Annotated in this window: 27 protein-coding genes; 6 read left to right on the top strand and 21 right to left on the bottom strand. The window is 66.8% G+C overall.

Going from position 1 to position 26,581, the window contains the following annotated elements:
* Nucleotides 1-104: 104 nt before the first annotated feature.
* Nucleotides 105-941, bottom strand: a complete 837-nt coding sequence (locus ACFOMH_RS13230) for a PRC-barrel domain-containing protein (protein ID WP_377744992.1) — start codon at nt 939-941, stop codon at nt 105-107.
* Between the two features lie 108 nt (nt 942-1,049).
* Nucleotides 1,050-2,174, bottom strand: coding sequence for an anhydro-N-acetylmuramic acid kinase (locus ACFOMH_RS13225; protein ID WP_377744990.1), 1,125 nt, complete (start codon nt 2,172-2,174; stop codon nt 1,050-1,052).
* Between the two features lie 56 nt (nt 2,175-2,230).
* Between ACFOMH_RS13225 and tyrS the strand changes: the two genes are divergently transcribed.
* On the top strand, nt 2,231-3,469 hold the full coding sequence (gene tyrS / locus ACFOMH_RS13220; protein WP_374424479.1) for a tyrosine--tRNA ligase: 1,239 nt from the start codon (nt 2,231-2,233) through the stop codon (nt 3,467-3,469).
* A gap of 129 nt (nt 3,470-3,598) precedes the next feature.
* On the opposite strand, the gene ACFOMH_RS13215 is transcribed toward tyrS, so the two are convergent.
* The 4 genes from ACFOMH_RS13215 to ACFOMH_RS13200 all read right to left on the bottom strand — a co-directional run bounded on the left by ACFOMH_RS13215 (nt 3,599) and on the right by ACFOMH_RS13200 (nt 5,873).
* Nucleotides 3,599-4,090, bottom strand: a complete 492-nt coding sequence (locus ACFOMH_RS13215) for a cytochrome b (protein ID WP_374424480.1) — start codon at nt 4,088-4,090, stop codon at nt 3,599-3,601.
* Nucleotides 4,091-4,189: 99 nt separating this feature from the next.
* A complete protein-coding gene (locus ACFOMH_RS13210) occupies nt 4,190-4,651 on the bottom strand; it encodes a YaiI/YqxD family protein (RefSeq protein ID WP_377744989.1) in 462 nt (153 codons plus the stop codon).
* A 129-nt stretch (nt 4,652-4,780) separates the two neighbouring features.
* Entirely contained in the window at nt 4,781-5,374 is a 594-nt protein-coding gene (locus tag ACFOMH_RS13205) for a peptidylprolyl isomerase (RefSeq protein ID WP_374424483.1), read from the bottom strand.
* The gene (locus ACFOMH_RS13200) at nt 5,364-5,873 is read right to left on the bottom strand and encodes a peptidylprolyl isomerase (RefSeq protein WP_374424485.1); all 510 of its coding nucleotides are present in this window, start codon (nt 5,871-5,873) and stop codon (nt 5,364-5,366) included. The genes ACFOMH_RS13205 and ACFOMH_RS13200 overlap by 11 nt, the downstream gene beginning before the upstream one ends.
* A gap of 175 nt (nt 5,874-6,048) precedes the next feature.
* On the opposite strand from ACFOMH_RS13200, the gene ACFOMH_RS13195 reads away from it, so the two are divergent.
* Nucleotides 6,049-7,245, top strand: coding sequence for a phosphoglycerate kinase (locus ACFOMH_RS13195; RefSeq protein WP_374424487.1), 1,197 nt, complete (start codon nt 6,049-6,051; stop codon nt 7,243-7,245).
* A gap of 199 nt (nt 7,246-7,444) precedes the next feature.
* On the opposite strand, the gene ACFOMH_RS13190 is transcribed toward ACFOMH_RS13195, so the two are convergent.
* A complete protein-coding gene (locus ACFOMH_RS13190; protein ID WP_377744986.1) occupies nt 7,445-7,771 on the bottom strand; it encodes a hypothetical protein in 327 nt (108 codons plus the stop codon).
* A gap of 125 nt (nt 7,772-7,896) precedes the next feature.
* Between ACFOMH_RS13190 and ACFOMH_RS13185 the strand changes: the two genes are divergently transcribed.
* Nucleotides 7,897-8,826 (top strand): class I fructose-bisphosphate aldolase, encoded by a 930-nt coding sequence (locus ACFOMH_RS13185; RefSeq protein ID WP_377744984.1) that lies wholly within the window; start codon nt 7,897-7,899, stop codon nt 8,824-8,826.
* A gap of 131 nt (nt 8,827-8,957) precedes the next feature.
* Nucleotides 8,958-9,998 (top strand): signal recognition particle-docking protein FtsY, encoded by a 1,041-nt coding sequence (gene ftsY / locus ACFOMH_RS13180; protein ID WP_377744983.1) that lies wholly within the window; start codon nt 8,958-8,960, stop codon nt 9,996-9,998.
* A 7-nt stretch (nt 9,999-10,005) separates the two neighbouring features.
* Here the strand turns inward: ftsY and ACFOMH_RS13175 are convergent, their stop codons facing one another.
* From ACFOMH_RS13175 to hisS, 4 genes are all read right to left on the bottom strand, one after another.
* The gene (locus tag ACFOMH_RS13175) at nt 10,006-10,395 is read right to left on the bottom strand and encodes a hypothetical protein (protein ID WP_377744981.1); all 390 of its coding nucleotides are present in this window, start codon (nt 10,393-10,395) and stop codon (nt 10,006-10,008) included.
* Nucleotides 10,396-10,459: 64 nt separating this feature from the next.
* Nucleotides 10,460-11,137, bottom strand: coding sequence for an ATP phosphoribosyltransferase (hisG, locus tag ACFOMH_RS13170; protein ID WP_374424495.1), 678 nt, complete (start codon nt 11,135-11,137; stop codon nt 10,460-10,462).
* Nucleotides 11,134-12,216, bottom strand: coding sequence for an ATP phosphoribosyltransferase regulatory subunit (locus ACFOMH_RS13165; RefSeq protein WP_377744979.1), 1,083 nt, complete (start codon nt 12,214-12,216; stop codon nt 11,134-11,136). The genes hisG and ACFOMH_RS13165 overlap by 4 nt, the downstream gene beginning before the upstream one ends.
* A complete protein-coding gene (gene hisS, locus ACFOMH_RS13160; RefSeq protein ID WP_377744977.1) occupies nt 12,213-13,712 on the bottom strand; it encodes a histidine--tRNA ligase in 1,500 nt (499 codons plus the stop codon). The genes ACFOMH_RS13165 and hisS overlap by 4 nt, the downstream gene beginning before the upstream one ends.
* Nucleotides 13,713-13,760: 48 nt before the next feature.
* Here hisS and ACFOMH_RS13155 point away from each other — a divergent pair, with 48 nt between their 5' ends.
* The gene (locus tag ACFOMH_RS13155; RefSeq protein WP_374423386.1) at nt 13,761-13,985 is read left to right on the top strand and encodes a SlyX family protein; all 225 of its coding nucleotides are present in this window, start codon (nt 13,761-13,763) and stop codon (nt 13,983-13,985) included.
* Between the two features lie 66 nt (nt 13,986-14,051).
* Here ACFOMH_RS13155 and ACFOMH_RS13150 read toward each other — a convergent pair whose 3' ends face one another.
* From ACFOMH_RS13150 to ACFOMH_RS13125, 6 genes are all read right to left on the bottom strand, one after another.
* On the bottom strand, nt 14,052-14,555 hold the full coding sequence (locus tag ACFOMH_RS13150) for a DUF4177 domain-containing protein (RefSeq protein ID WP_377744976.1): 504 nt from the start codon (nt 14,553-14,555) through the stop codon (nt 14,052-14,054).
* Nucleotides 14,556-14,679: 124 nt separating this feature from the next.
* Complete coding sequence (locus ACFOMH_RS13145; protein WP_374423384.1) at nt 14,680-15,186, bottom strand: cell wall hydrolase; 507 nt, start codon at nt 15,184-15,186, stop codon at nt 14,680-14,682.
* Between the two features lie 133 nt (nt 15,187-15,319).
* Nucleotides 15,320-16,834: an Asp-tRNA(Asn)/Glu-tRNA(Gln) amidotransferase subunit GatB gene (gene gatB / locus ACFOMH_RS13140; protein WP_374423382.1), complete on the bottom strand. Its 1,515-nt coding sequence runs from the start codon at nt 16,832-16,834 to the stop codon at nt 15,320-15,322.
* Nucleotides 16,835-16,914: 80 nt separating this feature from the next.
* Nucleotides 16,915-17,337, bottom strand: coding sequence for a hypothetical protein (locus ACFOMH_RS13135; RefSeq protein ID WP_377744975.1), 423 nt, complete (start codon nt 17,335-17,337; stop codon nt 16,915-16,917).
* A gap of 157 nt (nt 17,338-17,494) precedes the next feature.
* Entirely contained in the window at nt 17,495-19,456 is a 1,962-nt protein-coding gene (locus tag ACFOMH_RS13130) for a cation:proton antiporter domain-containing protein (RefSeq protein WP_374423379.1), read from the bottom strand.
* Complete coding sequence (locus tag ACFOMH_RS13125) at nt 19,456-23,118, bottom strand: hypothetical protein (RefSeq protein WP_377744973.1); 3,663 nt, start codon at nt 23,116-23,118, stop codon at nt 19,456-19,458. The genes ACFOMH_RS13130 and ACFOMH_RS13125 overlap by 1 nt, the downstream gene beginning before the upstream one ends.
* Nucleotides 23,119-23,314: 196 nt before the next feature.
* Between ACFOMH_RS13125 and ACFOMH_RS13120 the strand changes: the two genes are divergently transcribed.
* Nucleotides 23,315-24,181 (top strand): SIMPL domain-containing protein, encoded by an 867-nt coding sequence (locus tag ACFOMH_RS13120; RefSeq protein WP_374423376.1) that lies wholly within the window; start codon nt 23,315-23,317, stop codon nt 24,179-24,181.
* A gap of 144 nt (nt 24,182-24,325) precedes the next feature.
* Here ACFOMH_RS13120 and ACFOMH_RS13115 read toward each other — a convergent pair whose 3' ends face one another.
* From ACFOMH_RS13115 to ACFOMH_RS13100, 4 genes are all read right to left on the bottom strand, one after another.
* Nucleotides 24,326-25,627 carry an O-acetylhomoserine aminocarboxypropyltransferase/cysteine synthase family protein gene (locus tag ACFOMH_RS13115; RefSeq protein ID WP_377745028.1) on the bottom strand — a complete coding sequence of 434 codons (1,302 nt, stop codon included), beginning with the start codon at nt 25,625-25,627 and terminating at the stop codon, nt 24,326-24,328.
* Between the two features lie 2 nt (nt 25,628-25,629).
* Nucleotides 25,630-26,142, bottom strand: coding sequence for a hypothetical protein (locus ACFOMH_RS13110; RefSeq protein WP_377744972.1), 513 nt, complete (start codon nt 26,140-26,142; stop codon nt 25,630-25,632).
* A gap of 69 nt (nt 26,143-26,211) precedes the next feature.
* A complete protein-coding gene (locus ACFOMH_RS13105) occupies nt 26,212-26,340 on the bottom strand; it encodes a hypothetical protein (RefSeq protein ID WP_377744971.1) in 129 nt (42 codons plus the stop codon).
* 68 nt (nt 26,341-26,408) lie between these two features.
* Entirely contained in the window at nt 26,409-26,561 is a 153-nt protein-coding gene (locus ACFOMH_RS13100) for a hypothetical protein (RefSeq protein WP_377744970.1), read from the bottom strand.
* Nucleotides 26,562-26,581 lie beyond the last annotated feature (20 nt).

Raw genomic sequence — 26,581 nt, 5'->3', positions numbered from 1 at the left:
GGGGTTTACGCACGCCACCCGCCCCCGTCAAGGCCGATCTTGCGGAAAAATGAAGGGCGCCCCCGAAGGGACGCCCGGAAACCGCCGGATGCCGGTCTGCGCGTCTATTTGCGCACGGTCTTTTCGTCAAAGTCGGGCAGCGCCTCGAGCTCTTGCTTGGTGTAATTGGTGACAAAGAACGTGTCATTGCCGATGCTCAGCAGGTGAATCGCATCGGTTCCCAAAAGCACCTTCTTCGCGCCGATGCCCAAAAAGCCGCCGATATCGGCGATATAGCCGACAACCTGTCCCGAATCATCCAGAACGATGTCGTTGACCTTGGCGATATCCTGCCATTCGGCGGGACGTTCCTGAAGCATGGGATCGACCCATTCGGTCGCCGAGGGCTGGCCGGTCGTCCAGATCCGGCGGCTGGTCACCCAGCTGCTGAGAACGCCGGGCTCGGCCTCGGAAATCGCGGGGGGGTTCACATCGGGCGGCGTCACCTGCGGCACGGCCTCGGTGACCGCGTCGGCGGCCATTTCGGCCTCATCGGCGGCGGCACCCGCATCCTCGGCTGCGTTCTCTGCCGCCTTGCCCACGCCGCTGGCGGCGTTGTCGGCGGCCATGGCCGCGTCATCGGCGGCCTGATCGGCGGCGGCGGCGGCATCCTCGGCCGCCTGATCGGCGGCAAGGGCTGCGTCTTCGCCCATATCCTCGGCCATCGCTGCCGCATCGGCGGCGGTGGTCTCGGCGGCGGCAGCGGCTTTCTGGGCGGCCTCGGCGGCCTTGTCGGCGGCGGCGGCCGCATCATCGGCGGCTTTGGCCGCGGCATCGCCCATGGCGGCGGCGGTGCCCTCGACCTGTTCGGTCACGGCGGCGGGCGGGGTCTGGCTTTCGGCCTGTGCGAAAGCGGCGCCCGCAAGGGCAAGCGTGGCTGCGGCAATGACAAGTGGTTTCATGGACCATGTCCTTTTTCGTTGATCGTCGTCTGAAACGGCGCATGCCGTTCGATGAGGCAACAACGTCCCCGTGCCGGCATCGTTCCCCGGTCCGCGAACACGGCGCGATCACATGGCGGATAGGCGCCGAGGATGGCTGATCCGGCCGCCGCAGACCGGCCCCGGCGCGCCGGTCGTGCCGGGCCCGGACGTGGCCAGCCCCCGCATCACCCGCACCGCCAGCCAGCCAAAGGCCTGTGCCTCCAGCATGTCGCCATCGAGACCCGCCTCTTCGACCGGGGCGATGCAGGGGGTGAGCCGCGCCGCCAGCGCCGCCATCATCGCCCGATTGTGCCGCCCGCCCCCGCAGACCAGCACCCGTTCCGGCGCGCGCGGCAACAGCGCCACCCCCGCCGCCACCGCCGCCGCCGCCGCATGGGTCAGCGTCGCCGCCGCATCGGCATCCGACAGGCCCGCGACCTCGGCCAGCAGATCCGGGAACGCGTCGCGATCCAGCGATTTCGGCAAAGGCCGGGCGAAATGGGGATGCGCCAGAAAGCGGGCGATCACCCCCTCATCGGGCCGGCCCCGCGCCGCAAGCGCGCCGCCCTCGTCCCGGGCCAGCCCGCGCCGCGCCCGCATCAGGTCGTTGAGCGGCGCATTGGCCGGGCCGGTGTCAAAGGCGATGCAGGCCCCCGGCGCCTCGGGGGCGGGGGCGGCCGGATCGACCCAGGTCAGATTGCCCACCCCGCCCAGATTCAGAAACACCACCGGCGCACGGGGCAGATGCCCCTGCCCCATGGCCCATTCCGCGCAGGCCCAGTGAAAGAACGGCGCAAGCGGCGCGCCTTCGCCCCCCTGACGCACATCCTCGGACCGGAAATCCCAGACCACCGGGCGCATGAGCCTGCGCGCCAGCGCGGCGCCGTCGCCCGCCTGATGCGTGCCGCGCCCGGCGGGATCATGGGCCAGCGTCTGGCCGTGATAGCCGATCAGCTCGGCCTCGGGGAAACCGTCGGCCAGCGCGGCATGGGCCGCGACCGACAGCGCGCCGGCCCCCGCAACGTCCGGCCCGCCCGGCCATTGCCCCAGCGCGGCATGCAGCACGGCGGATTCATTGCCCGAATAGGCGCGATAGGCATGGCGGCCGAAACCCGCGATGCGCACGCCGTCGGTTTCGATCAATGCCGCATCCACCCCGTCCAGCGAGGTGCCCGACATCATCCCCAGCGCCCGCGTCATTGCCTGTGTCATGGCTTTCCCTTTGCCCTTTCCCCCGGTATATCCGCGCCATTCGAAAGGAACAGCCCATGACCTACCGTGCCAAATCCGAATTCCTCCATGTCATGACGGAACGCGGCTATCTGGCGGACTGCACCGATCTGCAGGCGCTGGACGACGCTCTGATCGACGGTCCGGTCACGGCCTATATCGGCTATGATGCGACGGCGGCCAGCCTGCATGTCGGGCATCTTTTGAACATCATGATGCTGCGCTGGTTCCAGAAAACCGGCAACCGTCCGATCACGCTGATGGGTGGCGGCACCACCAAGGTGGGCGATCCCAGCTTCCGCAGCGAGGAACGCCCGCTGCTGACCCCGGATGCGATCCAGTCGAATATCGACGGCATGCAACAGGTCTTTGCCCGCTATCTGGATTACGGCGACGGCGGCGCGATGATGCTGAACAATGCCGAATGGCTCGACAGCCTGAACTATCTGGATTTCCTGCGCGATATCGGCCGCCATTTCAGCGTGAACCGCATGCTGTCCTTTGAATCGGTCAAGTCGCGGCTGGATCGCGAACAGTCGCTGAGCTTTCTTGAATTCAACTATATGATCCTGCAAGCCTATGACTTTCTGGAACTTTATCGGCGCTATGATTGCCGCTTGCAGATGGGCGGCTCCGATCAATGGGGCAATATCGTCAACGGGATCGACCTGACCCGGCGGGTGCTGGACGGCGAGATCTGGGGCCTGACCTCGCCTTTGCTGACCACCTCGGACGGGCGCAAGATGGGCAAATCGGCGGGCGGCGCGGTCTGGCTGAACGGGGCGATGCTGTCGCCCTATGAGTTCTGGCAGTTCTGGCGCAACTCGACCGATGCCGATGTCGGGCGTTTCCTGAAGCTTTACACCGATCTGCCGGTGGCGGAATGCGACCGGCTCGGCGCCTTGTCGGGGTCGGAAATCAACGCAGCCAAGATCATCCTCGCCAATGAGGTCACCACGCTGCTGCATGGCGCCGAAGCCGCGGCCAGTGCCGAAGCCACAGCCCGCGAGGTGTTCGAACAGGGCGGCGCCGGCGGCGATCTTGAGGTGGCGACGATCAGCGGCGCGCTGTTGCCGATGGCGATCGTGCAATTGCTGACCCAGACCGGCATCACCGCCTCGGGGAAAGAGGCCAAGCGCCTGATCGCCGAGGGCGGCCTGCGGCTGAACAACGAAGCGGTCAGCGACCCGCAACTGGCCGTGGATGCAGCATTGATCGGGGACGGGCTGAAAGTCTCGGTCGGAAAGAAAAAGCACCGCATGGTGCAATTGGGATAAACAGGCGGGCCGGGGTAACACCCGGCCTTTTTCGTTCCTGTCCCGGTGCCCGTGACCATGACCGCGACCACGCTTGCGCGCAAACGGGGGTCTGGCAACGGAACACCGCCGCCCTTGCCTGTCCGGCCGCTACATGCTGCCGGGGCGCGTCATCCGGGCCAAAAGCCCGTCACGGATGACGAATTGATGATAGATCGCCACCAGCGCGTGTCCCCCCGCCACGACCAGCAAGGCATTGGCGAGCACGGCATGCAGATCGCCCGTCGCCTCGACCCCGCCGAACCAGGTGATCGCCCCCGCCAGCGGCACCAGAAACATCAGCGCATAAAGCAAACGGTGCCCCCAAGCGGCGGCGCTTTGCATCAGCCCCGAACCGCCCGGCGCGGGCGCCCCGCCCCCCAGCCGCAGGCCAAGGCGAAGCGCGCACAGCAACAGAACAGCCACCCCGACCCAGACATGGATCGCCGGATTGATGCCCAATTGCGGAAGCGGGGTGTTTTCCAGACGCGCATCGAGCGCGCGCCCCATGCCGTCGCTATAGATATAGTTGAACAGAATCAGGACCGCGATGATCCAATGCAGCGAAATCTGCGCGCCGCTGTACCCCTGGCGAAGTTTCATGACCAACCTCATGTCAAACATGAGGCATTCTAGGGGTTGAAATATTACAATTTCCTTACGAAATCCGCGGCGATTTCCACGGGTTTCGGCAAAGCGCGATCAGGCCCCGGATGCGCGCCGCGCCGCCATCAGCACCCGGTCCAGAGATTGCAGGAAATACGACCGGTCCGCTTTCGAAAACGCGGCCCCGCCGCCCTGATGAAAGGGGTTTGCGGCCCGGATGTCCTGCATCAGGTCGCGCGTGGCCAGACGCGGGCCGATATTCGTCTGGGTCAGCACCTCGCCATTGGGCTGGATCACCTGCGCGCCGGCCTTGATGCAGCGATCGGCCAGCGGCAGGTCCGAGGTCACCACCACATCCCCCGGCCCGCAATGCGCCGCAATCCACTGATCGGCGACATCCGGGCCCTGATCGACGATCACCAGCGACACCAGCGGATTGGCCGATGGCCGCAGCCCGCCATTGCAGACAAGCACCATGGGCACATACAGGCGGGTCGCGACACGCTCGGCCTCGGCTTTCACGGGACAGGCATCAGCGTCGATGTAAAGCTTGGTCATGGCCCCCCTTACCCCTGGCGCCCGGTCCAGGGCAAGCACGGCGCCGCATCCGGCGGGCAGGCCTCGAAAGGAAAAGGCCCCGCGACGGATGCGCGGGGCCTTGGGCGGTCTGTCGGGCAGATGCGCCGATCACTCCTGAACGGTGACCTTGATCATGTAATCGGGGTCGATCACCGCGCCATTGGCGGCCGGATCGCCCTTTTTGACAGCGTTCAGCACCTCCCAGCCATCGACCAGCTGGCCGACGACGGTATATTGCCCATCAAGGAATGTCGCGGGCGCAAGGTCGATGAAAAACTGGCTGTTGGCGCTATTGGGGTCCTGCGAACGCGCCATGCCGACGGTGCCGGCCTGAAAGCTGACATCGTTGAATTCGGCCTGAAGGTCGGGCATGTTCGAGCCGCCCATGCCGGCGCGGGTCGTGTCGCCGCCTTGCTTGCCAAGGGCGACATCGCCGGTCTGGGCCATGAAGCCGTCGATCACGCGATGGAACACCACCCCGTCATAGGCCCCCGATTTCGCCAGCGTCACCAGACGCTCGACATGTTTCGGGGCCTTGTCCTTGTACAGGTCCAGAACGATCTTGCCCTTGGACTGACCGGCGCTGTCGGCGACCTCGATCACCAGATTCGGGCCGGGGCCGTCGCTCACCCCGGGCAGGCCCTCGGCCTGCGCGGCGCCAGCGGCAAGGATGAGCGCGGGGATCAGCAGCTTACTGGACATCGGCAGCCACCTTGACCGAGATCATCCGGTCCGGGTTCGCCGGCGGCTCGCCGCGGACGATCTTGTCGACATGTTCCATGCCCTCGATGACGCGGCCATAGACGGTATATTGGCCGTTCAGGAAATGGTTGTCCTTGAAGTTGATGAAGAACTGGCTGTTGGCGCTGTTGGGGTTCATCGAGCGCGCGGCACCCAGCGTGCCACGGTCATGCGGCAGGCGCGAGAACTCGGCCGGCAGGTCCGGCAGGTCCGATCCCCCGGTCCCGGCGCGGCCCGGATTATAGTTGTTTTCCATATTCGCATGTTCGACATCGCCGGTCTGGGCCATGAAGCCGTCGATGACGCGGTGGAACGCCACGTTGTCATATTTCCCGGCGCGCGCCAGTTCCTTCATCCGCTCGGCATGTTTGGGGGCCACGTCGGGCAAAAGCTCGATCACCACCGGGCCATCCTTAAGCTCGATGATGACCGTGTTCTCGGGATCCTTGATCTCGGCCATGGGACTCTCCTTCGTCATGGTTCGCAATGAGACTTACGCATTTCATCCGCGACAGACAACGCCACCGCGGCGCGCGGGTTGCCGCCGGTCGGTTTGCGCCTCGTGGTTGACGGCAATGTCATGATGCGGGAAAACCCGCGCACGGGCGCGTGAACCCATCAGGAAAGGATGCGACATGGCGGATTTCAACACGATCGACGACCTGGACCTTGACGGCAAGGTGGTGCTTGTTCGCGTGGACCTGAATGTCCCTGTCGAAAACGGTCAGGTCAGCGATGCCACCCGCATCGAAAAGATCGTGCCGACCATCAAGGATATCCAGGCCAAGGGCGGCATCCCGGTGCTGATGGCGCATTTCGACCGGCCCAAGGGCAAGCGCGTCGACAGCATGAGCCTGCGGATCGTGCTGCCGGCGCTGGAACATGCGCTTGGCCAGACGGTGAAATTCTCGGACGAGGCCATCGGCGGGCCGGCCAAGCGCGCGGCCGCCGATCTGAGCGCGGGCGACATCCTGCTTTTGGAAAACACCCGTTTCTATCCGGGTGAGGAAGCGAACGACCCGACCTTTGCCGCCTCGCTCGCCGCATTGGGTCAGGTTTATGTGAACGACGCGTTTTCGGCCGCGCACCGCGCCCATGCCTCGACCGAGGGCGTGGCCAGGCTGTTGCCGGCCGCCGCCGGCCGCCTGATGGAGGCCGAGCTCAATGCCCTGAACGCCGCGCTTGGCGATCCGGTGCGCCCGGTGGCCGCGCTGGTCGGGGGCGCCAAGGTCTCGACCAAGCTCGAACTTTTGTCGAACCTGATCGAAAAGGTCGATCACCTGATCATCGGCGGCGGCATGGCCAATACCTTTCTGGTCGCCAAGGGCGCCGAGGTCGGCAAATCGCTGGCCGAACGCGACATGGCCGACACCGCGCGCGAGATCATGGCAAAGGCCGAAAAGACCGGCTGCGCGATCCATCTGCCCGTCGACGTGGTGGTGGCGCGCGAATTCAAGGCGGGTGCCGCCCATGAGGTGCTGCCCGACGAGGAATGCCCGGCCGATGCGATGATACTGGATGCCGGCCCGCAGACGGTCGACGCCATTCGCGGCGTGTTCGAGATGTGTCGCACGCTGATCTGGAACGGCCCCTTGGGTGCGTTCGAGATCCCGCCCTTTGACGCCGCCACCAATGCCGCCGCCAAGGCCGCGGCCGAGCTGACGCGCGAGGGCAGGCTGGTTTCGGTCGCGGGCGGCGGCGATACGGTCGCGGCGCTGAACAAGGCCGGCGTCGCCGGGGATTTCACCTTCATCTCGACCGCCGGCGGCGCGTTTCTGGAATGGATGGAGGGCAAGACCCTGCCCGGCGTCGCGGCCCTGCAAAAGCGCTGAGGCCACCGGCCGGAACGGATTTGGGACAAGGGGGCCGTACGGCCCCCTTTTTCGTCATCTGCGGCTTTGGGGCGGGCACGATCCGCGACATGATGCCCATGACCGCCCCCCTTTAGTTTGTCCCGGAATGCGGTGTGGCGGCGACAAAAGGGACGCACCGCCCCAAGGCGGGGCGCCGGCATCCGGGATCGGCGTGGCCTCAGTTCGCGGGGGCGGCCGCGCCGGATTCGGTTTGCGTGCCCGTAGCCGCAGCGGTGCCGCCTGCGGCACCCTCCGCCGGGGTGCCGGTGGTCGGGGCATCGGTGGTCGGGGCATCAGTGGTCGGGGCATCAGTGGTCGGGGCACCCGCCGCCGGGGCATTCATGGTCGGGGGCATGTTGCGCCCGACATCATGGGCCTCGGGGTCGGTAAAGAGCACATAGAGAAAGGCCCCGATCGCGATGGCGATCGCCAGGCCCAGCACCATGAAGAACGGCCGGTTCTGGCGGATCTGTTCGGGGATGCTGTCAGGATCTTCGTTGGCCATGGGATTTTCCCCCATATTGGTATCTTTTCAACGCAGGCGATCCGCATCGGGTTCCGTTAGCGCAATCCTGATTGCCCCTGAGCACCGGTCTGCTAAGCAGCCGGCAATTGTAAATGGAGTTCCCGATGCAGATGACCGATACCGTTCGCAAGATTCTGGCCAACTACGAGGGCGAAGCTCCCGGCGTCAAGGCGCAGCTGGCGCGCATGCTGATGACCGGCAAGCTGGCAGGCACCGGCAAGATGATCATCCTGCCGGTCGATCAGGGCTTTGAACATGGCCCCGCGCGCAGCTTTGCGCCGAACCCGGCCGGCTATGATCCCCATTATCACTATCAGCTGGCCATCGATGCCGGTCTGAACGCCTATGCCGCGCCGCTGGGCATGATCGAGGCGGGCGCCGACACCTTTGCCGGCCAGATCCCGACGATCCTGAAAGTGAACTCGGCCAATTCGCTGATGTCGGACACGGCGGGCAAGAATCAGGCGATCACCGCCTCGGTCGACGATGCGCTGCGGCTGGGCTGTTCGGCCATCGGCTTTACCATCTATCCGGGTTCGGACCTTGCGCTCGACATGTTCGAAGAGATCGTCGAGATGCGCAAGGAAGCCGCGGCCAAGGGCGTGGCGACCGTGATCTGGTCCTATCCGCGTGGCGAGGCCATCACCAAGGACGGCGAAACGGCCATCGACATCGCCGCCTATGCCGCACAGATCGCGGCGCTGATCGGCGCCCATATCATCAAGATCAAGCTGTCGACCGATCACCTGATGCTGCCCGAGGCCAAAAAGGTCTATGAGGACAAGAAGATCGACATCGCCACCCAGGCCAAGCGCGTGGCGCATTGCATGCAGGCATCCTTTAACGGGCGCCGCATCGTGGTGTTTTCGGGCGGCGCGGCCAAGGGCGCGGATGCGGTCTTTGACGATGCCCGCGCCATCCGCGACGGCGGCGGCAACGGCTCGATCATCGGGCGCAACAGCTTCCAGCGCTCGCGCGAGGATGCGTTGGAGATGCTGGGCAAGCTGGTCGATATCTATCTGGGCAAGGCCTGATCGCGCGGTTCGTGGGGCGCTGCCCCACACCCCGGGATATTTGCATGAAGAAGAAGGGGCGCCGTCGGGGCGCCCTTTTCCTTTGGGTCGAGAAACCTTAGGTTTCGCGCGACTGGCAGAAGGATGGGTGCATGTCGTTTTTCTCGAAACTGCGCGACCGGCTGACGCGATCTTCCTCGAAGATCGGGGCGGGGCTGGACGATATCGTGGCCGAGGGCGCGGTCGAGGATGACGGCAAGCCGGCCGAGATCGCCGCGCCCGCGCAGGCGCCGCAGCCGGCGGCGCGGCCGGGGATGCTGGACCGCATCCTGGGCCGTGAGGGCGAGGCCGAGCCCCGGCGCGAACTCAACGACGAGATGCTCGAAGAGCTCGAGGAAATGCTGATCCAGGCCGATATGGGCGTAGAGACCGCGCTGCGCGTCACCGCCAATATCGCCGAGGGCCGTCTGGGCCGGCGCATTTCCGCGACCGAGCTGAAAGAGCTGCTGGCCGGCGAGATCGCGCGCATCATGACCCCGGTGGCCAAGCCCCTGCCGATCTATCCCAAACGCCCGCAGGTGGTGTTGGTCGTGGGGGTGAACGGCTCGGGCAAGACCACGACCATCGGCAAGCTTGCCAGCCAGTTCAAGGCGGCGGGCAAGAATGTGGTGATCGCCGCCGGTGACACGTTCCGCGCCGCCGCCGTCGAGCAGTTGCAGGTCTGGGGCCGGCGCGCCGGCGTGCCGGTCATGACCGCGCCCGAAGGATCGGATCCCGCCAGCCTGGCCTTTGACGCGATGACCCGGGCCGAGGCCGAGGGCGCGGATCTGTTGATGATCGACACTGCCGGGCGCCTTCAAAACCGTCAGGATCTGATGGAGGAGCTGGCCAAGATCGTCCGCGTCATCCGCAAAAAGGATCCCTCCGCCCCGCACAACACCCTTTTGGTGCTGGATGCGACCACCGGCCAGAACGCGCTGAGCCAGGTCGAGACCTTTCAAAAGCTGGCCGATGTGTCCGGGCTGGTGATGACCAAGCTGGACGGGACCGCGCGCGGTGGCGTTCTGGTGGCGCTGGCCGACCGCTTTGGGCTGCCCATTCATGCCATCGGCGTGGGCGAACAGATCGACGATCTGGACGCGTTCGACGCGCGGGATTTCGCCCGCGCGCTGGTCGGGCTGGCGGCGGAATAGGGCCGTTTCAGTTGCCCTTGCCGGTGCCGTCCCCGACCAGATGCGCATCGGTTTTTTCGTTGGGCACGGCCCCGATCTCGCCCGAAGGGGTGGCCTCGATTTCGGTCACCTCGGCTGGTGGCGTAAAGGGCGCGGTCAATTCGGCCGTCCCTGCCCGCTTGTCATAGATACAGACATAGCGGTCGGCCGATCCGTCGGCATGGCTGGTGATCAAAAGCGCCGCGCCATAGCTTTCCGAGCCAAAGGGGTTCACCTCGATCACGGTTTCGCCGCCCTCATCGGGGGCAAGCGCGGCGCAGGCGTCTTCGACCTTGGCGCGGAATTCGTCCCATGCCCCTTCCGAGGATGCGAGCGCGGGGCTTGCCGCAAGGATCAAAAGCAGGGCTGTCAGGCGCATGGGTTTCTCCGTCCGGTTCGCCACCGAACGCATGAGACCGGGCGCGGGTTTCGCGCCGCCGCCCCTAAAGCCCCAGCCGGGCCGTAAAGACGCCCAGCTCATCCGCGTCGCCCGCCGCGAGGGATCGCAAAAGCGTCGCCTGCGAGCGCAGGATCGGCGTCCCGTCCAGCACCTTCAGGTGATTGGCGCGCAGCGTTTCCCCCGATGAGGTGATGTCGGCAATCGCCTCGGCGGTCAGGTTCGCCACCGTGCCCTCGGTCGCGCCCTGGCTGTCGACCAGCTGGTAATCCGCGACCTCGTGATCCGAAAGCCAGGCCCGCACCAGCCGGTGATATTTGGTCGCGATGCGCAGCCGAAAGCCGTGCTCGGCGCGGAAATCGCGGGCGATGGTGGCGAAATCGTCCAGCGTCTCGCAATCGCGCCAACAGGCGGGAACGGCCAGGATCAGATCGGCATGGCCGAAACCCATCGGGGCCAGTTCCTCGACATGGCTGCGCCAGCCGGCCAGCTTTTCACGGATCAGATCCGTGCCCGTCACGCCCAGATGGATGCGGCCCGCCTGCAATTCGCGCGGGATCTCGCCCGCCGACAACAGCACGAGCGAGACGTTTTCAGCCCCCTCGACGCGGCCGGCATATTCGCGATCCGACCCCATCCGCGACAGCCGCACGCCGCGCTGCGCGAACCAGTCGAAGCTCTGTTCCATCAGCCGCCCCTTGGACGGCACGCCCAGCCGGATCATGCCCGTTCCCCCAGAATCCGGCCGCCAAGTTCAAGCACAAGTCCGGGGCGGATGATGCCGCCCACCGCCGGGATGGCGCGGCCCTGCGCCTGTCCCAGCACCGCCGCCAGCGCGTCATAGCGCCCGCCCGAGGCGACGGGCGGCCAGTCGGGCCGGTCCGGCGCGCTGAAGCTGAAGGTCATGCCATCGTAATATTCCATCGTGTGCCGGCCATGGCTGGCATCGAAATGGATGCCGCCCACATCGACGCCGCGATCCGAGAGCAGCGCCAGATTGCGTTCCAGCCGGTCGACCGCCCCGGCGATATCGGGAATTTCGGTGGCGATGGCGCGCAGCTGGCGCAGCGCCTCGGGGGCCGGGGCCTGAACGGCGAAAAGCCGTTCCAGACGGGCGACCCATTGCGGGGAAAGCGGCATCTCGGCCGCGTCCGCCTCGAGCCGGTCGATGCGGGCCTGCATCTCGGCGGGGCTGCGCAGCCCGGTCCAGGGTGCTGTGGCATCGGCGAAATTGCGCGGCGCGGGCGCCGCGGCAAAGCGTGCGAGCAGCCGGGCAAAGCGCCCGGGCCGCCAGATATGATGCAAAAGCGCCGCGCGGCGTGCCCCCGACAGCGGCAGCGCCCGCACCGCATCCATGAGCAGATCCATATCCCCCATCGCCGCGCGCAGGTTCAGCGGCGCGAGGATGTCGTGAAACAGCGCGAAAACCTGGGCATCGGCATCGGCGTCGCGGGCGAAAAGCTCGAACCCGGCTTGCAGATATTCATTGTCGCGCGGATGTTCGGGCCGGGTGTCGCCGTGATCCTGTTTGCGAAAGACCTCGCCCAGATAGCAATAGCGCGCGGGCTCGGCGCCGTTTTCCATATGCATCTGCACGACCGGCACGGTGAAATCCGGGCGCAGCATCACCTCGCCCCGGATCGGGTCCTGGGTGACATAGGCGCGGGCGCGGATATCCTCGCCATAAAGATCTAGAAGGGTTTCGGCGGGCAAAAGGATATCGGGGGCCACCTCGGTCGCGCCGGCGGCGCGAAAGGCCGCGAGGATCTTTTGGCCGATGGCCTGTTTCGCCGTCTTGCTCATCCGAGGATACGCCGGACTTCGGCAACAAGATCCTTGCGCGCGACCTCGGTCTGGGCGGGCTGGGCCTTCCATTCCTCATGGCTGGCATCGCGCGCGATCCTTGCGCCAAGGATCAGGTCCTTGACCTGCACGACGCCACGCGCCGCCTCGTCCCCGCCCTGGATGATGGCCACGGGCGCGTTGCGTTTATCGGCATATTTCAACTGGTTGCCAAAGTTTTTCGGATTGCCCAGATAGACCTCGGCACGGATGCCGGCGGCGCGCAGCTCAGTTGCCATGGCCTGATAATCGGCCATGCGGTCGCGGTCCATGACGGTGACGACGACCGGGCCCTGATCGGTTCCCCCCATCAGCCCCTTGGCGCGCAGCGCGGCCAAAAGGCGGTCTACGCCGATGCTGATGCCCGTCGCCGGGACCTTTTGCCCGGTGAAGCGTTCGACAAGCCCGTCATAGCGCCCGCCGCCGGCAACCGATCCGAACTGGCGCTTGCGGCCCTTGTCGTCGAGGATTTCAAAGGTCAGCTCGGCCTCGAAAACCGGGCCGGTGTAATAGCCAAGGCCGCGCACGATCGATGGGTCGATGACGGCGCGATCCTCTTTCACGCCCATGGCGGCGAGCATGTCGGCGATCTGCGCAAGTTCATCGACGCCCTCGGCCCCGATCACGGATCCGCCGACCGCCGCACGCAGATTGGCCAGCGTGGCGGCATTGTCCGCGCCTTTCGAGGTCAGGAAGGCGATGACCGGATCGGCCTGTTCGGGCCTGAGGCCCACGCCGTCGATAAAGGCGCCGGAGTCGTCCTTGCGGCCCGTGGTCAACAGCTGACGCACGCCCGCCTCGCCGATCTTGTCGAATTTGTCGATGGTGCGCAGCACGTCATCGGCGGGGGTGCCGGCATCGACGCCCATGGCGTCGAGAATGCCATTCAGAACCTTGCGGTTGTTGATGCGGATCAGATAGTCGCCGCGCTGGATGCCGGCATGTTCCAGCGCCGCCGCCAGCATGGCGCAAATCTCCGCATCCGCCGCCACCGAGGCGCTGCCCACGGTATCGGCATCGCATTGATAGAATTGCCGGAACCGGCCCGGTCCCGGCTTTTCATTGCGCCAGACCGGCCCCATCGCATAGCGGCGATAGGGGGATGGCAGATCATTGCGGAACTGCGCCGCGACGCGGGCCAAAGGCGCGGTCAGGTCATAGCGCAGGGCCAGCCAGTCACCGGCGCCCCCCCCGCCCTGACCAATTCCGGGGACCTCGGCCTCTTGCCAGGCAAAGACGCCGGCATTGGGGCGGTCCACATCCGGCAGGAATTTCCCCAGCGCCTCGACCGTTTCGACGGCGCTGGTTTCAAGGGGTTCAAATCCATGGCGATGATAGATTTCGGCGATGCGGTCCAGCATCTGCTTGCGTTCGGTCACATCCGCGCCGAAATAGTCGATGAACCCCTTGGGCGTTTCCGCCTTGGGCCGGGGTTGTTTCTTTTGATCTTTCGCCATGGTCTGCCTCGGGCTTGTCCATGCCGGGGTCTAGCGGATGGAGGATGCATGGACAAGCACGGGAACGGGCAGAGCGAACGGGTCCTGCATCTGGAAGAGGCGGTCGCGCATCTGACCCGGCTGACCGAGGATCTGTCGGCCATCGTCGCCCGGCAGGAAGGTGAGATCGCGCGTCTGACGCGCCGGGTCGGCATGCTCATGGAGCGCGAGGCGGATCGCGAAACCGAGGGCGGGACGATCCCGCTGGCCGATCAGCGTCCGCCGCATTGGTAGGATCAGGGGCGCTGCCCCTCGCCCCCGTGCCGGGGGCTCACCCCGGGATATTTGGGCATGAAAGACCTAGCGGCTGGCCGGGCCAAGGCGCGGGCCGGCGGGCGCCGGGATTTCCGGCGCGGGGCTTTCGGGCGCGGTCAGCGGCGGTTCCGAAATGCGGGCGCGGGCGTGATTTTCCTCGGCGAGTTTGGGGCCGGGTTTTCCGCCGGCGCGCATGGGGGCGGTGAAGGGCCCTCTTGTGGCGGAGGGGGCGCCGGTCTCGGGCTGCGACGGGGTGGCGGCGGGTTGTGTCACGAATTGGGCGACCGGCACGGGGTCGGCATAGGTCGCACCCGTCCCGAGCGCGCGCCGGAAGACGAGAAGATTGTGATAGACCGTGCTGCGGCTGGTCAAACCTGTGCGTTCCTCGGCCGGGAGCGTTTCGGCGCGCACATATTCCCAGCCGTCGCGGGCCATGTCGTTGAGCGTGTCGGAGAGCGTCGCGGCAAAGCGTTCGATGCCGGTCTTGGCGCCCTTGGCCTTTTCGCCGCGCGCGGGGGCGGGAATGACGGTGTATTCAAAACTGCTCATGCGGTGCGCCTTTCGTTTGGCGGGCAGGTTAGGCGAGATGGCCGGACATGGAAAGCACCGGGCGGCTGCACAAATTCGGGAGCGGGGGCGGGCGTGATCGGGAATGGCCCGCCCGCCGGCACGTTCAGCGGCCGGTGATCCCTTCCAGCGGCGCCGGCGGGTAGGGCTGGGTCACCAGATGGCTTTTGCGCTTTTCATAGAAGGAATTGCCGCCCGTCGTCAGGACGTAATGCATGTTGTCATATGAAAAACGGTGCCCGGCCGTGTGGAAGAACTGCGCATTGCCGATCAGCGGGTGGCGTTCGCCGCGCAGCACCGCGCGGGCCGCCGCGCGCACATCGGGCATGGCCTTTGAGTTCATCTTGCGGGTCATGATCCCCGGCGCGAATTGCCGCTTTTGCGCGACGACGCCACAGACCGAATTCGGGAACTGGTCGGATGCGACACGGTTCATCACCACGCTGCCGACCGCGATCATGCCATCCCGGCTTGAGCGGTTCGATTCGAAGAACATCGCCCGTTCCATGCATTCCTGTGGCGAAAGCCGGGACGAGCCTCCGCAACCGGCCAGAAGGCCCAGCACGAGGCCAAGCGAAACCACCATCGGCCAACGCGATTTCAGGGATGTCATAGCTGATCCTTCCGCCTGTCGCCGGCTGCAAACGATATGCCGGTCTTGTCGGGGATGCTTAGCAAGGCCCGGGGCGGGCACGCAACCACCTGCCCCGGCTATGGCGAAAAAGTGCCCCAGCGTCAGGTTGCGGCTAGAGCCCCAGCTTTTGCGCCACCAGATCGTTGACCGCCGCCGGATTGGCCTTGCCGCCGGTGGCTTTCAGCACCTGACCGACGAACCAGCCGGCGAGTTTCGGGTTGGCTCTGGCCTTTTCGACCTGCGCGGGATTGGCGGCGATGATCTCGTCCACGGCTTTTTCGATGGCGCCGAGGTCGGTCACCTGTTTCATGCCGCGCGCCTCGACGATCTGGGCGGGGTCGCCGCCCTCGGTCCACAGGATTTCGAACAGGTCCTTGGCGATCTTGCCCGAAATCGAGCCATCCGCGATCAGGTCGATCACGCCGCCCAGCTGCGCGGCCGAAATCGGCGAGGTTTCAACCGTCATCCCCTCTTTGTTCAGGCGGCCGAACAGCTCGTTGATGACCCAGTTCGCGGCCTGTTTGCCGTCGCGCCCCTGCGCCACCGCCTCGAAGTAATCGGCATTCTCAAGCTCGGCGGTCAGGACGCCCGCGTCATATTCCGAAAGCCCGAGGGCCTGCACGAAACGCGTCTTCTTGGCATCGGGCAGTTCGGGCATATCGGCGGCGATCGCGTCCACCCATGCCTGTTCGATCTCCAGGGGCAGCAGATCGGGATCGGGGAAATAGCGGTAATCATGGGCTTCTTCTTTCGAGCGCATGGACCGCGTTTCGCCCCGGTCGGGATCGTAAAGCCGGGTTTCCTGCACGACCTTGCCGCCATCCTCGACGATGGCGATCTGGCGGCGGGCCTCATAATCGATGGCGGCCTGAATGAAGCGCAGCGAGTTCATGTTCTTGATCTCGCAGCGGGTGCCCAGATGCGAGAAATCGCCGGTCTCCTGATAGCGTTCATAGGCGCCGGGCGGGCAGATCGAGACGTTCACATCGGCGCGCAGATTGCCGTTCTGCATATTGCCGTCGCAGGTGCCAAGGTAACGCATGATCTGGCGCAGCTTGGCGACATAGGCGGCGGCTTCCTCGGGGCCGCGAATGTCGGGGCGGCTGACGATTTCCATCAGCGCGACGCCGGTCCGGTTCAGGTCGACAAAGGACATATTGGGGTCCATGTCATGGATCGACTTGCCGGCATCCTGTTCCAGATGGATGCGTTCGATGCGGACGCGGCGGGCGACGCCCGGGCCCATATCCACGATCACCTCGCCCTCGCCGACGATGGGGTGGTAAAGCTGGCTGATCTGATAGCCCTGCGGCAGGTCGGGATAGAAATAGTTCTTGCGGTCAAAGGCCGAGCGCAGGTTGATCGCGGCCTTGATGCCAAGGCCCGTCTTGACCGCCTGTGCCACGCAAAATTCGTTGATCACCGGCAGCATGCCGGGCATGGCGGCATCGACAAAGGCCACATGGCTGTTCGGTTCCGCGCCGAACCCGGTCGAGGCGCCCGAAAACAGCTTGGCGTTCGAGGCGACCTGGGCATGAACCTCAAGCCCGATGACCAGTTCCCAATCCTGTTTCGCGCCCTGAATGGTCTTGGGTTCGGGTGCGGTATAGGTCAGATGGTCCAGCATGGCATTCCCCTTGGCAACTTGCCTTGCCTTCTAGGGCCTCGGGCCGGGCCGGGCAAGGGTCGCGCGCGGGATCGCCGGGATCAGAGCTTCATGCCGCGGCTGATTTCATCAAGCGCGTCACGTTGGCGCGGGCTAAGACCTCCACCGGCCTGTCCGACATCGTTCAGCACCGCCAGAAGCGGCTGAAAGCCGGCCTTGTCAAGTTGATAGAGGCGTTTTGTCAGGCGCGGGATGGCCGTCTGGGGGCCTTTGCATTCGGTCACCAGCCAGCGGCCGACAATCGCCATTTCCTCGGCGCGGGTCTGGGATTCATGGCAATGCCGGGCAATCGAATCGATCAGGACGCGTTGCTGTTCGGCGGTCGGCAGCGCCGAAAGCTCAAGAAAGGCGATCCCAAGGCCGGCAATGGCCAGCGCGGGTTCATCGACGCTTTCGACCGGGTGCAGATTCAGGCGGCGGCTGAAGCCGAGGCGGAGCGCGGCGGCGACCACATCGCCCGCCATCTAGGCCAGATCGCGCGACACCTGCGCCGCCATGCGGATGCGCCAGGCCCAGATCCCGGCCGCCATGACCACCCCCAGAAATGCGATAATGAACGGCATGATCTTTCCCAAACAACACCAACAGCGCGCAAAACGCTAATGGCATCAAGGGCAGGCGTCAATCCGACGCGCGCGCGCCCACAAGTCCCGCGCGCGGGCGCGCCTTGGGCTGCGACAGACCGTGTTCAGGGGCCTCGTCCCCGTCATCGTCGTCGTCATCTTCGTCTTCGTTCAGCGGGGCGGCACTGGGGCCGTGCGAGAACCGTTCGACCAGCGCCGCCTCAAGCTGGCTGTTCAGGTTGCGGCTGAGCTGGACATATTCGGCGTTCTGATCCAGTGGCACCCCCGGCTTCCAGACCTGGGCCAGCTGGCGCAGATGGGCGCGGTCCATCTGGTAATAGATGCGCTCAAGCTCTGAGGCCTCATAGGGCGAAAGACCGGCCTCTTCCAGCACATAGCGGCCGGCCCGCAACGAGCTGTCAAAGGCTTCGCGCACGATATGGTCGGCGCCGGCATCATAAAGCTGAAACACGGTCACCCGGTCGCGAGCGCGCGCAATGACGGTGATGTCGGGGCGCTTTTCCTTGGCATAGCGGACCAGACGCAGGTTCGCATCGGGATCGTCCAGCGCGGCGACGATGACCTGGGCCTTGTCGATGCCGGCGGCGGTCAGGATCTCGGGACGGGTCGGATCGCCGAAATACCCCTTGAAGCCGAAACGCCGCATCAGCTGAATCACCTCAAGATCGTGGTCCAGAACCGTGGTCTGAAAGCCCGACATGGTGACAAGACGGTTCACCACCTGCCCGAAGCGGCCGACACCGGCGATGATGATCGGCTGCTGTTCCTCGATCACGTCGGGGATGTCGGCGACGCGTTCCTCGGCCAGCCGGCGCGAGATGTAATCCGACAGGATGAACAAAAGCGGCGTGGCCAGCATGGTCAACGCGATGACCAGCAAGAACCCCTGCGCCAGCGCGCGCGGCAGGATCGCCAGCGACACGGCATAGGACAAAAGCACGAAGCCGAATTCCCCCGCCTGCGCCAGCGACAGCGTGAAAAGCGTCCGGTCCCGGCCTTGCAGCCCGGTGACGCGCGCGATGCCATGCAGGATCGCCGCCTTGATCGCGATCAGCACGACCGTGATCCCGATCACCGTCACCGGCCGCTCGAACAGGATCTGGAAATTCATCCCCGCGCCCACGGTGATAAAAAACAGCCCCAGCAGCAGTCCCTTGAAAGGCGCGATCTGACCTTCGAGATCGTGGCGGAATTCGGACCCGGCCAGCATGACCCCGGCCAGAAAGGTGCCAAGCGCGGGCGACAGACCGACGGATTCCATCAACGAGGCGATGCCCACCACGATCAGAAGCGCAAGCGCGGTATCCAGCTCGTTCAGCCGCGCGGCATGGACATAGCGAAACAGCGGCCGGATCAGGTATTGCCCGATCAGGATCACCGCCGCCACCGCGCCCAGCGTCACCAGCGCCGCGCCCCAGCCGGGCAGCGCATGCATGAAATCGGCGCCGCCATGGGCCTCGCCCTCGGCGCCGGGCACGATGCGCGTCGCCAAAAGCGGCATCAGCGCGATCATCGGGATCACCGCGATATCCTGGGTCAACAGCACCGCGAATGCGCTGCGCCCGCCCGCCGTCTGCATCAGCTGCTTTTCCGACAGCGTCTGCAACACGATCGCGGTCGAACTCAGCGACAGGATCATGCCCAGCGTGACCGCGATCTGCCAGCTTTGATTGAGCAGCATCGATACCAGCGCCAGCGCCGCGACCGTGCCCAGAATCTGCATCCCCGCCAGCCCGATCAGACGCTTGCGCATCTGCCACAGCGTCCTTGGTTCAAGCTCGAGCCCGATCAGGAACAGCATCATCACCACGCCGAACTCGGCGAAATGCTGCAGATCGGCCATCTCGCCCTCGCTGCCGGCAAGGCCGAGGATGGGGCCGATCACGATGCCCGCGACCAGATAACCCAGCACCGATCCCAGCCCCAGCCGGGCCGAAAGCGGCACCGCGATGATCATGGTCATCAGATAGACGGTGGCGACCAGCAGCGAGGATTCCATCAGCGCCCGTCCAAAAGACGCAGCTCATGCGTCCGGCCGCCCTTGACATAGGTCAGCCGGCCATTGCCGATCGAATTGATCTGGCCGCCATCGATGCGGTCGCCCAGCCGCACGGTCACGATCTTGCCGTTGCGCAGCCGGATCAGCGCGCGGCTGGCCTGTCCCGCGCCGATGATGCCGATGATCGTCGTGCGCCCCATATCGATGCCGCGCCGTTGGGTCGCGGCCTTGGCGACCGAGGCGGTGGTGGTGCCCTTGGACAGGGCGGCGGCCGCGATTTCGGGTTCGTCATCGACCTCGGGGGGCTTGTATTCCTGACGTTTGGCGCGGGCGGCGCGCTCTTCGGCTTCGGCCTGGGCGCGGGCGCGGGCCTCGGCCTGGGCGCGGGCCTGGGCCTCGGCGCGGGCATCGGCCTGGGCGCGGGCGCGCACGCGGGCCTCGGCCTGGGCCTGCAACTGCTCGTCGAGCTTGCGGCGCGCGGCCAGATCGGCCTCGCTCGGGTCATTGGCGGCGGGTGCGGTGCTTTCGGCGGCGGCGGGGGCATCGCCGGGCGTATCGGCGGGTGTATCTGCGGGCCGTTCGACCGGGGCGGCATCGCTGCGCCGGGGTGGCAGCGGCGAAGAATTCAGCGCCGAAAGCCGCACCCCGCCCGGCGTGGCCGGCGAGGCCTCGACAGCGGCCGAGATCGCGGCCTCGACCGCCTTGTCCGACAGCCCCGCCACGGCCGCGCCAGCGGGCCGCGAGCCCGGCCGCGCCCGGGGCCGGTCCGAGCCACGCAAAAGCCCGCCCGAATCCCGGGCGGGCGCGACTGAGCCTGCTGAACCTGCGGGCTTGTCTGGCGGCGAGGTGCTGGCCGAACGCAGCGCGGCGTCGATGGCCGAGGGGCTGACCGCATCGCTGGCGCGAGGCTGGGCGCCGCCCGGCTTGCGCGCAGGCCGGGCCTGCGCCAGCAAGGCGCCGAAATCCGCCGCGTCGCGGGGGCGGGCGACGGCTGCGGCGGGCAGGTCGATCCGACCCAGATCGTGGATCAGATCGCGCAGATGGCGCGCCTCGGCGGGGGTCAGCGCGGCGCCGTCGTTCCCGCCCGGCTCGGGGTCGATCAGATCGGGCGCCGACCCTTCGGGACGCAGGGGCGGCCGGGCCGAGCCGCGCAGACGGCTGTTGCTGGCCGTGGTCGCGCGTTGCGGTTCGGGCTGGGCTTGGGCCGCCGGCTGGCTGGCCGATGACCGGGCCGGCGCGACCGTGGGCGTGGGCGTGGGCGCGGGGCTGGCCGGGCGGCCGGCGCGGGCCGGCGGGCGGGCGCTTGCGGCGGGCTGCACCCGGCGCTGCGTGGCGTCAAAGGGCAAGGGGTTGGCGGGAACCGCCGGAACGGTATCGGCCTGCGGCGCCGAGGTCCGGGGCGTGCTGCGGCGCGGCGCAAGCTGCGGCCGGGCCGAACTGGTCAGCCGCGCCGCAGGCGCGACCGCGCGGGGCGACACAGAGGCGGTTGCCGCATTGGCGGCAGCGGGCGCGGAAACGACGCCGCCCTCGATCGCGGCGCGCAGGGCACGCTCGACCGCCTGTTGCTGCTGAGCCTCGCGGTTGGGACGCTGAGCCGGGGCAACAGCACTGATCGAGGGGCGGGTGGCGGCCTCTTGCGGCTGGGCGCCGGGAACCGCGCCGCCCTCGGCGGGATCGGTGGCCGGATCGGGGATTGCGGCTTGCGCCGGGGGCACGACCGCCGCCGCGACCGCCGCCGCCGCGACGATGACGCGCCGCCGCTCTTCCTCGGTCAGGGCCGAGATCGAGCGGCCCGCGATCCCGGCGGCCGGCTCGGCCGTGGATTGGGTGGGCTGCGATGCGGCCGGCGCATCGACTGGCGCCGCGACCTGCGGTTGCGGACGGGTTTCGACAGGAACGGTTTCGGCCGGGACGGTTTCAACGGCGCCGGCTTCGGGGGTTGCGGCAACCTGAACCGGCGGCGCGGTCTCGCCAGCCGGGGTTGCGGGCGCTTCGGCCGGGGCGGTCGCGGCAGGCGCATCCGGCCCGCCCTCTGTCAACGGGTCGCCAGCCGCCGCGATCTGCGGGGCGGGGGCTGCGCCCTCTTCGGGCGGTGCCGGTTGCGGCGTGGGCACCACAAAGGCCCAGATCAGCACCAGCCCGACGACCAGTGCCCCAAGCATAGCGATCAACCCAAGCAGGCCGCCGCGCTGACCCGGGCGCGGCGCGGCTGCGGGCGCGGCGCCGGCGGGACGGGCATTGCGGGCCTCGGCCGCGCGGTCGTGGACGGCGCGCGCACGGGGGTTCAGCGCCGAGCGGTTGATTTCCGGCGCGGAACGGACCTTTTCGGCGGCGGGCGGCGTGCCGGCGGGACGGGCCGGCGCATGGCGCACGACCGGCGGCGCGGCTTTCGCCCCGGCCGGCGCGGGGCTGGGCGCGGATGTTTCGGCGGCAATCGGCGCGGCGGCGGCGATTGCTGCACCGGCACCGGCCGCCACGTGATCGCTGCCGGGGGCTGCGTTTTCCGCCGCGATGGGTGCGGGCGCGTCGATGACGGCTTCGGTGCTGGTGTCGGAACCAGCCACGGGGGCTGTGGCTTCCTCGACGCCCATCGCGGCCTTGGGTTCATCATCGGCCGGCGCGGGTACGTCCTCGGCCGGCGCATCCTCGGCCTGCGCCACCTCTTCGGCCTTCACCGGCTCTGCCAGAAGCGCCGCAAGGGGCGTCACCTCGTCATCGTCGTCATCCGACGCCCCCGCCTCGGGCAGGGGCCGGGTGTCCTCGGGCTTGGCCAAGGATGCGCTTTCGGGCGGCGCCGCGCCCCGGTCCGCGTCATCGGCCGGCACGGCCGCCACGGCCTCACCGGTTTCGGCCGGATCGGCATCGGCTTGCGGCGCGGCGACCGGAACATCGACCGGACCATCGGCCAAAGCAGGCTGCGGGGCCGGGACATCATGCATGTCGCCGCCCAGATCCAGATCAAGATCCAGATGCCCCTGCCCGTCGTCCAGGTGTTCTTCATCGGCCTCGATCAACAGATCGGGCGAGATCACGCTGACCTGTGCAAGGTCGACGGGGCCGCGCGCGGCGCGGGCGGGCTGGACGGGATCCAGCAGAAAGACCGGCTCGCCGGGATAGCCGCCGGCCTCGGGCGCGGCGCGGAATTCCTGTCCGTCGAAACCGTATTGCGCGGCGAATTCCTGTGCCTCGCGCAGGGTCTGGCGGGCGACGGCGGCGACGCGCACGCTGTCGCCATCACCGTCCCAGTCAAAGGCCAGATCCTCGATCCGATAGGGGGTCAGTCCGTCCAGCGCCCGCCCCACCGCATGTTCGCGATCCGCACCCGGCGGCACGGTTAGCGTGGTGTAAAGGATCTGATCGTCGGGAATGATCAGCGTGACCGGCAGCATCGCATCATCGCTGCCGTCATCCTCGGGCAGGCCCGACATCAGCCGCAGACGCACCAGATCGCCCCGGAAATCGGGCGTGTCGAAATCGACGGAACCCAGATGCCGCCACGCCTGCGCCGTTACGGCCTGCCCCGCAGCGGCCTGTGCTGCCACGCCCTGCCCTGCCCCGTCCTGCGACGGGGTTCCATCCGGCGCGGGCCGTTCCCGCCGCCGCAGATGCACCGCATCCGCGCTGAAAAAGAGGGCGTATTCGATAGCGGAATCAAGCGACATCTATGGGCTTTGCCTTGCGGTTCCGGGCGCCGGGGCGCGTATTCAAAAGTGATAATGACGAGTAACCCAGAACGCGATCCGTGAAAAGCCAAACACCATATTGTGAGGCATCCAAACGTAACATTCACACGTTATAGCGCCGAGACCCATCACGGACCGGCCCGAACCGCGCCGGCCAAAGGAGAAGAAAGCCAAGATGAGACAGTTCCGCCCCCTGATGACCGCCGCAACGCTGATCGTGCTGGGCGCCGGCCCGCTGGCCGCGCAAGGTGCACCCGGCGACATGCCGCCGGCCAATTCGCCGGCCCATCCCGCAATGATGATGCATGGCAAACATCACGGCGCCATGGCGCGGCTGACCGTGGGCGGCCAGGGCCTGTCCAGCGCCCAGCCCGATCTGGCGACCATCTCGCTGGGCGTCAGCAGCCGCGCGGCCACCGCCGCCGAGGCGATGACCCAGAACGCCGAGGCCCAGAACAAGGTCATCGAGGCGCTCAAGGCCGAGGGGATCGAGGCCCGCGACATCCAGACCTCGGGGCTGAACCTGTCGCCGATGCTTGATTATTCCAAGGATGGCGAGGCGCCGCGCGTGACCGGCTATGCGGCGCAAAACAACGTCACCGTGCGGGTGCGCGACATCGCCGGGCTGGGCGCGGTGCTGGACAAGCTGGTCGCCTCGGGCGCCAATGAGATCGGCGGCATCAACTTTACCCGCGAGGACATGACCGAGGCCGAGGATGCCGCCCGCAGCGCCGCCGTCCAGGACGCCCGCCGCCGCGCCGAAATCATGGCCGAGGCCGCGGGCATGCGTCTTGGCCCGCTGCTGCGGCTCAGCGACACCCCGGTCGAAAGCCAGCCGGTGCCGATGATGCGGATGATGGCCGCCGAGGCCAAGGGCAGCGCGCCGACGCCGGTCGAGGCTGGCGAGCTGACGGTTTCGGCCAATGTCACGGCGATTTTCGCGCTGCTCTCTGCGGATGACGAGATGCCGCAGGATGGCGGCGCGATGGATCAGGATCAGGGTTCGGCCGATGCCGAAGGGGACGCGCCTGTCGCCAACTGATCCCTGAGCGGTGGTCAACGAGTGCGTGGTGAAACCGTCACGAGTGCATGGTGGTGAACGGGTAATCCGGTAGATGGTAAAAGGGCGGCGCAACCACGCGCCGCCCTTTCTGTTGGCCCGCCCCTGCCCCGCGACGCGGCCGGATCAGGCGCTGGCGGCGGAAAGCGCCTGATCCAGATCGGCGATCAGGTCGGCGGCATCCTCGATGCCGATGGACAGCCGCACCACGTCCGGCCCGGCCCCAGCGGCAATCTTTTGCGCATCCGTCAGCTGGCTGTGTGTGGTCGATGCGGAATGGATGACCAGCGAACGCGCATCGCCAAGGTTCGCGACATGGCTGAACAGTTTCAGATTGTCGACCAGTTTGACCGCCGCGTCATAGCCGCCCTTGACCGCGAATGTGAACAGCGCCCCCGTGCCCTTGGGATAGACCCGTCGAGCGGTCGTGTTCCATGGCGACGAGGCCAGCCCGGCATAGCTGACCGAGGCCACGCGCGGATCGGCCGCAAGCCATTCGGCCACAGCCTGCGCATTCGCGACATGGCGCGGCATGCGCAGGCCCAGCGTCTCGATCCCCATCAGCGTATAATGCGCCGCCTGCGGGTTCATGGTCATGCCCAGATCGCGCAGCCCGATGGCAATGCCGTGGAACGTATAAGCCATCGGTCCCAGCGCCTCGTGGAATTTCAGCCCGTGATAGGCGGGTTCGGGTTCCGACAGGCTGGGGAACTTGCCGCTGACTGACCAGTCGAACCGGCCGCTATCGACCACCACCCCGCCCGTCACCGTGCCGTTGCCGGTCATGTATTTGGTCAGGCTGTGGACGACCAGCGTGGCGCCCATCTCGATGGGTTTGCACAGCCATGGCGTCGCCAGCGTATTGTCCACGATCAACGGAATGCCCGCCGCATCGGCGATGGCGGCGATGGCCGGAATATCGGTCGGATAGCCGCCCGGATTGCTGATCGATTCACAAAAGATCGCCCGGGTGTCGTCGTCGATCGCCGCGCGCACCGCCGCGGGATCGTCCAGATCGACGAATTTGCACGACCAGCCAAAGCGCTTGATGGTCTGGCTAAACTGCGTGACCGTCCCGCCATACAGCCGGGTCGAGGCAACGATGTTTTTGCCCGGCCCCATCAGCGGAAACAGCGCCATGATCTGCGCGGCATGCCCCGACGAACAGCAGACCGCGCCCGCGCCCCCCTCCATCGCGGCGACGCGCGCCTGCAGGGCGGCAACCGTCGGATTGGTCAGCCGCGAATAGATATAGCCGACCTCTTGCAGCGCAAACAGCCGCGCCGCATGGGCCGCGTCCTGAAAGACATAAGCTGTGGTCTGATAGATCGGCACCTGACGCGCGCCCGTCGCGGGATCGGGGGCCGCGCCGGCATGGATGGCGGTGGTGTCGAAACCCCAGTTGGGGGACGTGGTATCGTCGGGCATGGTCATCTCTCCCCATTGCTCGGGGCGCAGGTTAGGCCCAAGACGATGCCGAAGGAAACAGGGATTTCATCCTTGTCGCCAAATGGATAGGCCGCGCGCCAAGGGGGCGTGGCCTTTATGGGTCCGATGACGGGTCGGGCCGATGGGCGGGCGCGGTCGGCGGCGAATTCGGTGGGGGCGATGCCCTCATCCCCGCGCATCAGGGCCGGAATGTCCTTGTCCTCGGTCATGGCGGGTCCTTTCAGTCGATCAGCGAGGGGATGAAGAGCGCGATCCATTCCAGAAACCTGCCCAGCACCATCACGATCAGCATCATCACCACGCCCCCCTTCGGACAGGGCAGCCGCTGGACGAAAGGCAGCCGGTTTCGGGGATGTCATAGACCAGCGCGGATTCAGCCGCGCCCGGATCAGGATGTAACAGATATAAAGCGTCGCCAGCAGCAGGCCCGGCCCGATCAAGGCCATGAAAAGCTGCGTGATCGACACCTGCGCCACCAGACCATAGACGATCAACACCACCGAAGCCGGGATCAGCGTCGCCTGCGCACCGCCGCGCAGATGATGCCGATGGCCGGCTTCTTGTCATGACCCGGCCGCAGCCAAGCTGCGGTACACCTCGGTGTCCAAAGAGACGCGCATGAAATGCGCCTCGAGAATGGCGGGAATGTCGATGCGCGTCACCACCATGCGCGATTGCGGCTGGATGCGCACCAACCCCTCTTGCTTGAGCAGTTGCAGCGCCTCGCGGATCGGGGCCTGGCTGACCTCACGGGTTTCGGTCAGCTCGCGCCCCGCGACAGCGTGGTATCGGGCGGCAGCGCAAGCGTGATGATGCGTCTGCGCAGATCCTGATAGACGGTCTGGACGACGCTGCCCGCCACGACGGGCGCCAATGCCGGGGAAAGGCCGAAGGTCGAGGCAAGATCGCTCATCTGAATACTCCCGCTGACGC

This window comes from Paracoccus mangrovi, from assembly GCF_042648425.1.
In the GTDB taxonomy this organism is placed as follows: Bacteria; Pseudomonadota; Alphaproteobacteria; order Rhodobacterales; family Rhodobacteraceae; genus Paracoccus; species Paracoccus mangrovi.
The sequence above is the reverse complement of the archived record's forward strand: the minus strand, read 5'-3'. Positions and strand labels throughout refer to the sequence as shown.

Excerpts from the sequence above, each read along its gene's own strand:
- ACFOMH_RS13215 (WP_374424480.1), bottom strand. The coding sequence starts at position 4,090 with ATGAAACTTCGCCAGGGGTACAGCGGCGCGCAGATTTCGCTGCATTGG.
- hisS (WP_377744977.1), bottom strand. The coding sequence starts at position 13,712 with ATGGCGAAAGATCAAAAGAAACAACCCCGGCCCAAGGCGGAAACGCCC.
- ACFOMH_RS13195 (WP_374424487.1), top strand. The coding sequence starts at position 6,049 with ATGGCGGATTTCAACACGATCGACGACCTGGACCTTGACGGCAAGGTG.
- ACFOMH_RS13175 (WP_377744981.1), bottom strand. The coding sequence starts at position 10,395 with ATGCGCCTGACAGCCCTGCTTTTGATCCTTGCGGCAAGCCCCGCGCTC.
- ACFOMH_RS13200 (WP_374424485.1), bottom strand. The coding sequence starts at position 5,873 with ATGGCCGAGATCAAGGATCCCGAGAACACGGTCATCATCGAGCTTAAG.
- ACFOMH_RS13155 (WP_374423386.1), top strand. The coding sequence starts at position 13,761 with ATGGACAAGCACGGGAACGGGCAGAGCGAACGGGTCCTGCATCTGGAA.
- ACFOMH_RS13145 (WP_374423384.1), bottom strand. The coding sequence starts at position 15,186 with ATGACATCCCTGAAATCGCGTTGGCCGATGGTGGTTTCGCTTGGCCTC.
- ACFOMH_RS13100 (WP_377744970.1), bottom strand. The coding sequence starts at position 26,561 with ATGAGCGATCTTGCCTCGACCTTCGGCCTTTCCCCGGCATTGGCGCCC.
- hisG (WP_374424495.1), bottom strand. The coding sequence starts at position 11,137 with ATGATCCGGCTGGGCGTGCCGTCCAAGGGGCGGCTGATGGAACAGAGC.
- ACFOMH_RS13115 (WP_377745028.1), bottom strand. The coding sequence starts at position 25,627 with ATGCCCGACGATACCACGTCCCCCAACTGGGGTTTCGACACCACCGCC.
- ACFOMH_RS13150 (WP_377744976.1), bottom strand. The coding sequence starts at position 14,555 with ATGAGCAGTTTTGAATACACCGTCATTCCCGCCCCCGCGCGCGGCGAA.
- ACFOMH_RS13210 (WP_377744989.1), bottom strand. The coding sequence starts at position 4,651 with ATGACCAAGCTTTACATCGACGCTGATGCCTGTCCCGTGAAAGCCGAG.
- ACFOMH_RS13165 (WP_377744979.1), bottom strand. The coding sequence starts at position 12,216 with ATGAGCAAGACGGCGAAACAGGCCATCGGCCAAAAGATCCTCGCGGCC.
- ACFOMH_RS13130 (WP_374423379.1), bottom strand. The coding sequence starts at position 19,456 with ATGGAATCCTCGCTGCTGGTCGCCACCGTCTATCTGATGACCATGATC.
- ACFOMH_RS13120 (WP_374423376.1), top strand. The coding sequence starts at position 23,315 with ATGAGACAGTTCCGCCCCCTGATGACCGCCGCAACGCTGATCGTGCTG.
- ACFOMH_RS13125 (WP_377744973.1), bottom strand. The coding sequence starts at position 23,118 with ATGTCGCTTGATTCCGCTATCGAATACGCCCTCTTTTTCAGCGCGGAT.
- ACFOMH_RS13185 (WP_377744984.1), top strand. The coding sequence starts at position 7,897 with ATGCAGATGACCGATACCGTTCGCAAGATTCTGGCCAACTACGAGGGC.
- gatB (WP_374423382.1), bottom strand. The coding sequence starts at position 16,834 with ATGCTGGACCATCTGACCTATACCGCACCCGAACCCAAGACCATTCAG.
- tyrS (WP_374424479.1), top strand. The coding sequence starts at position 2,231 with ATGACCTACCGTGCCAAATCCGAATTCCTCCATGTCATGACGGAACGC.
- ACFOMH_RS13205 (WP_374424483.1), bottom strand. The coding sequence starts at position 5,374 with ATGTCCAGTAAGCTGCTGATCCCCGCGCTCATCCTTGCCGCTGGCGCC.
- ACFOMH_RS13190 (WP_377744986.1), bottom strand. The coding sequence starts at position 7,771 with ATGGCCAACGAAGATCCTGACAGCATCCCCGAACAGATCCGCCAGAAC.
- ftsY (WP_377744983.1), top strand. The coding sequence starts at position 8,958 with ATGTCGTTTTTCTCGAAACTGCGCGACCGGCTGACGCGATCTTCCTCG.
- ACFOMH_RS13135 (WP_377744975.1), bottom strand. The coding sequence starts at position 17,337 with ATGGCGGGCGATGTGGTCGCCGCCGCGCTCCGCCTCGGCTTCAGCCGC.
- ACFOMH_RS13230 (WP_377744992.1), bottom strand. The coding sequence starts at position 941 with ATGAAACCACTTGTCATTGCCGCAGCCACGCTTGCCCTTGCGGGCGCC.
- ACFOMH_RS13225 (WP_377744990.1), bottom strand. The coding sequence starts at position 2,174 with ATGACACAGGCAATGACGCGGGCGCTGGGGATGATGTCGGGCACCTCG.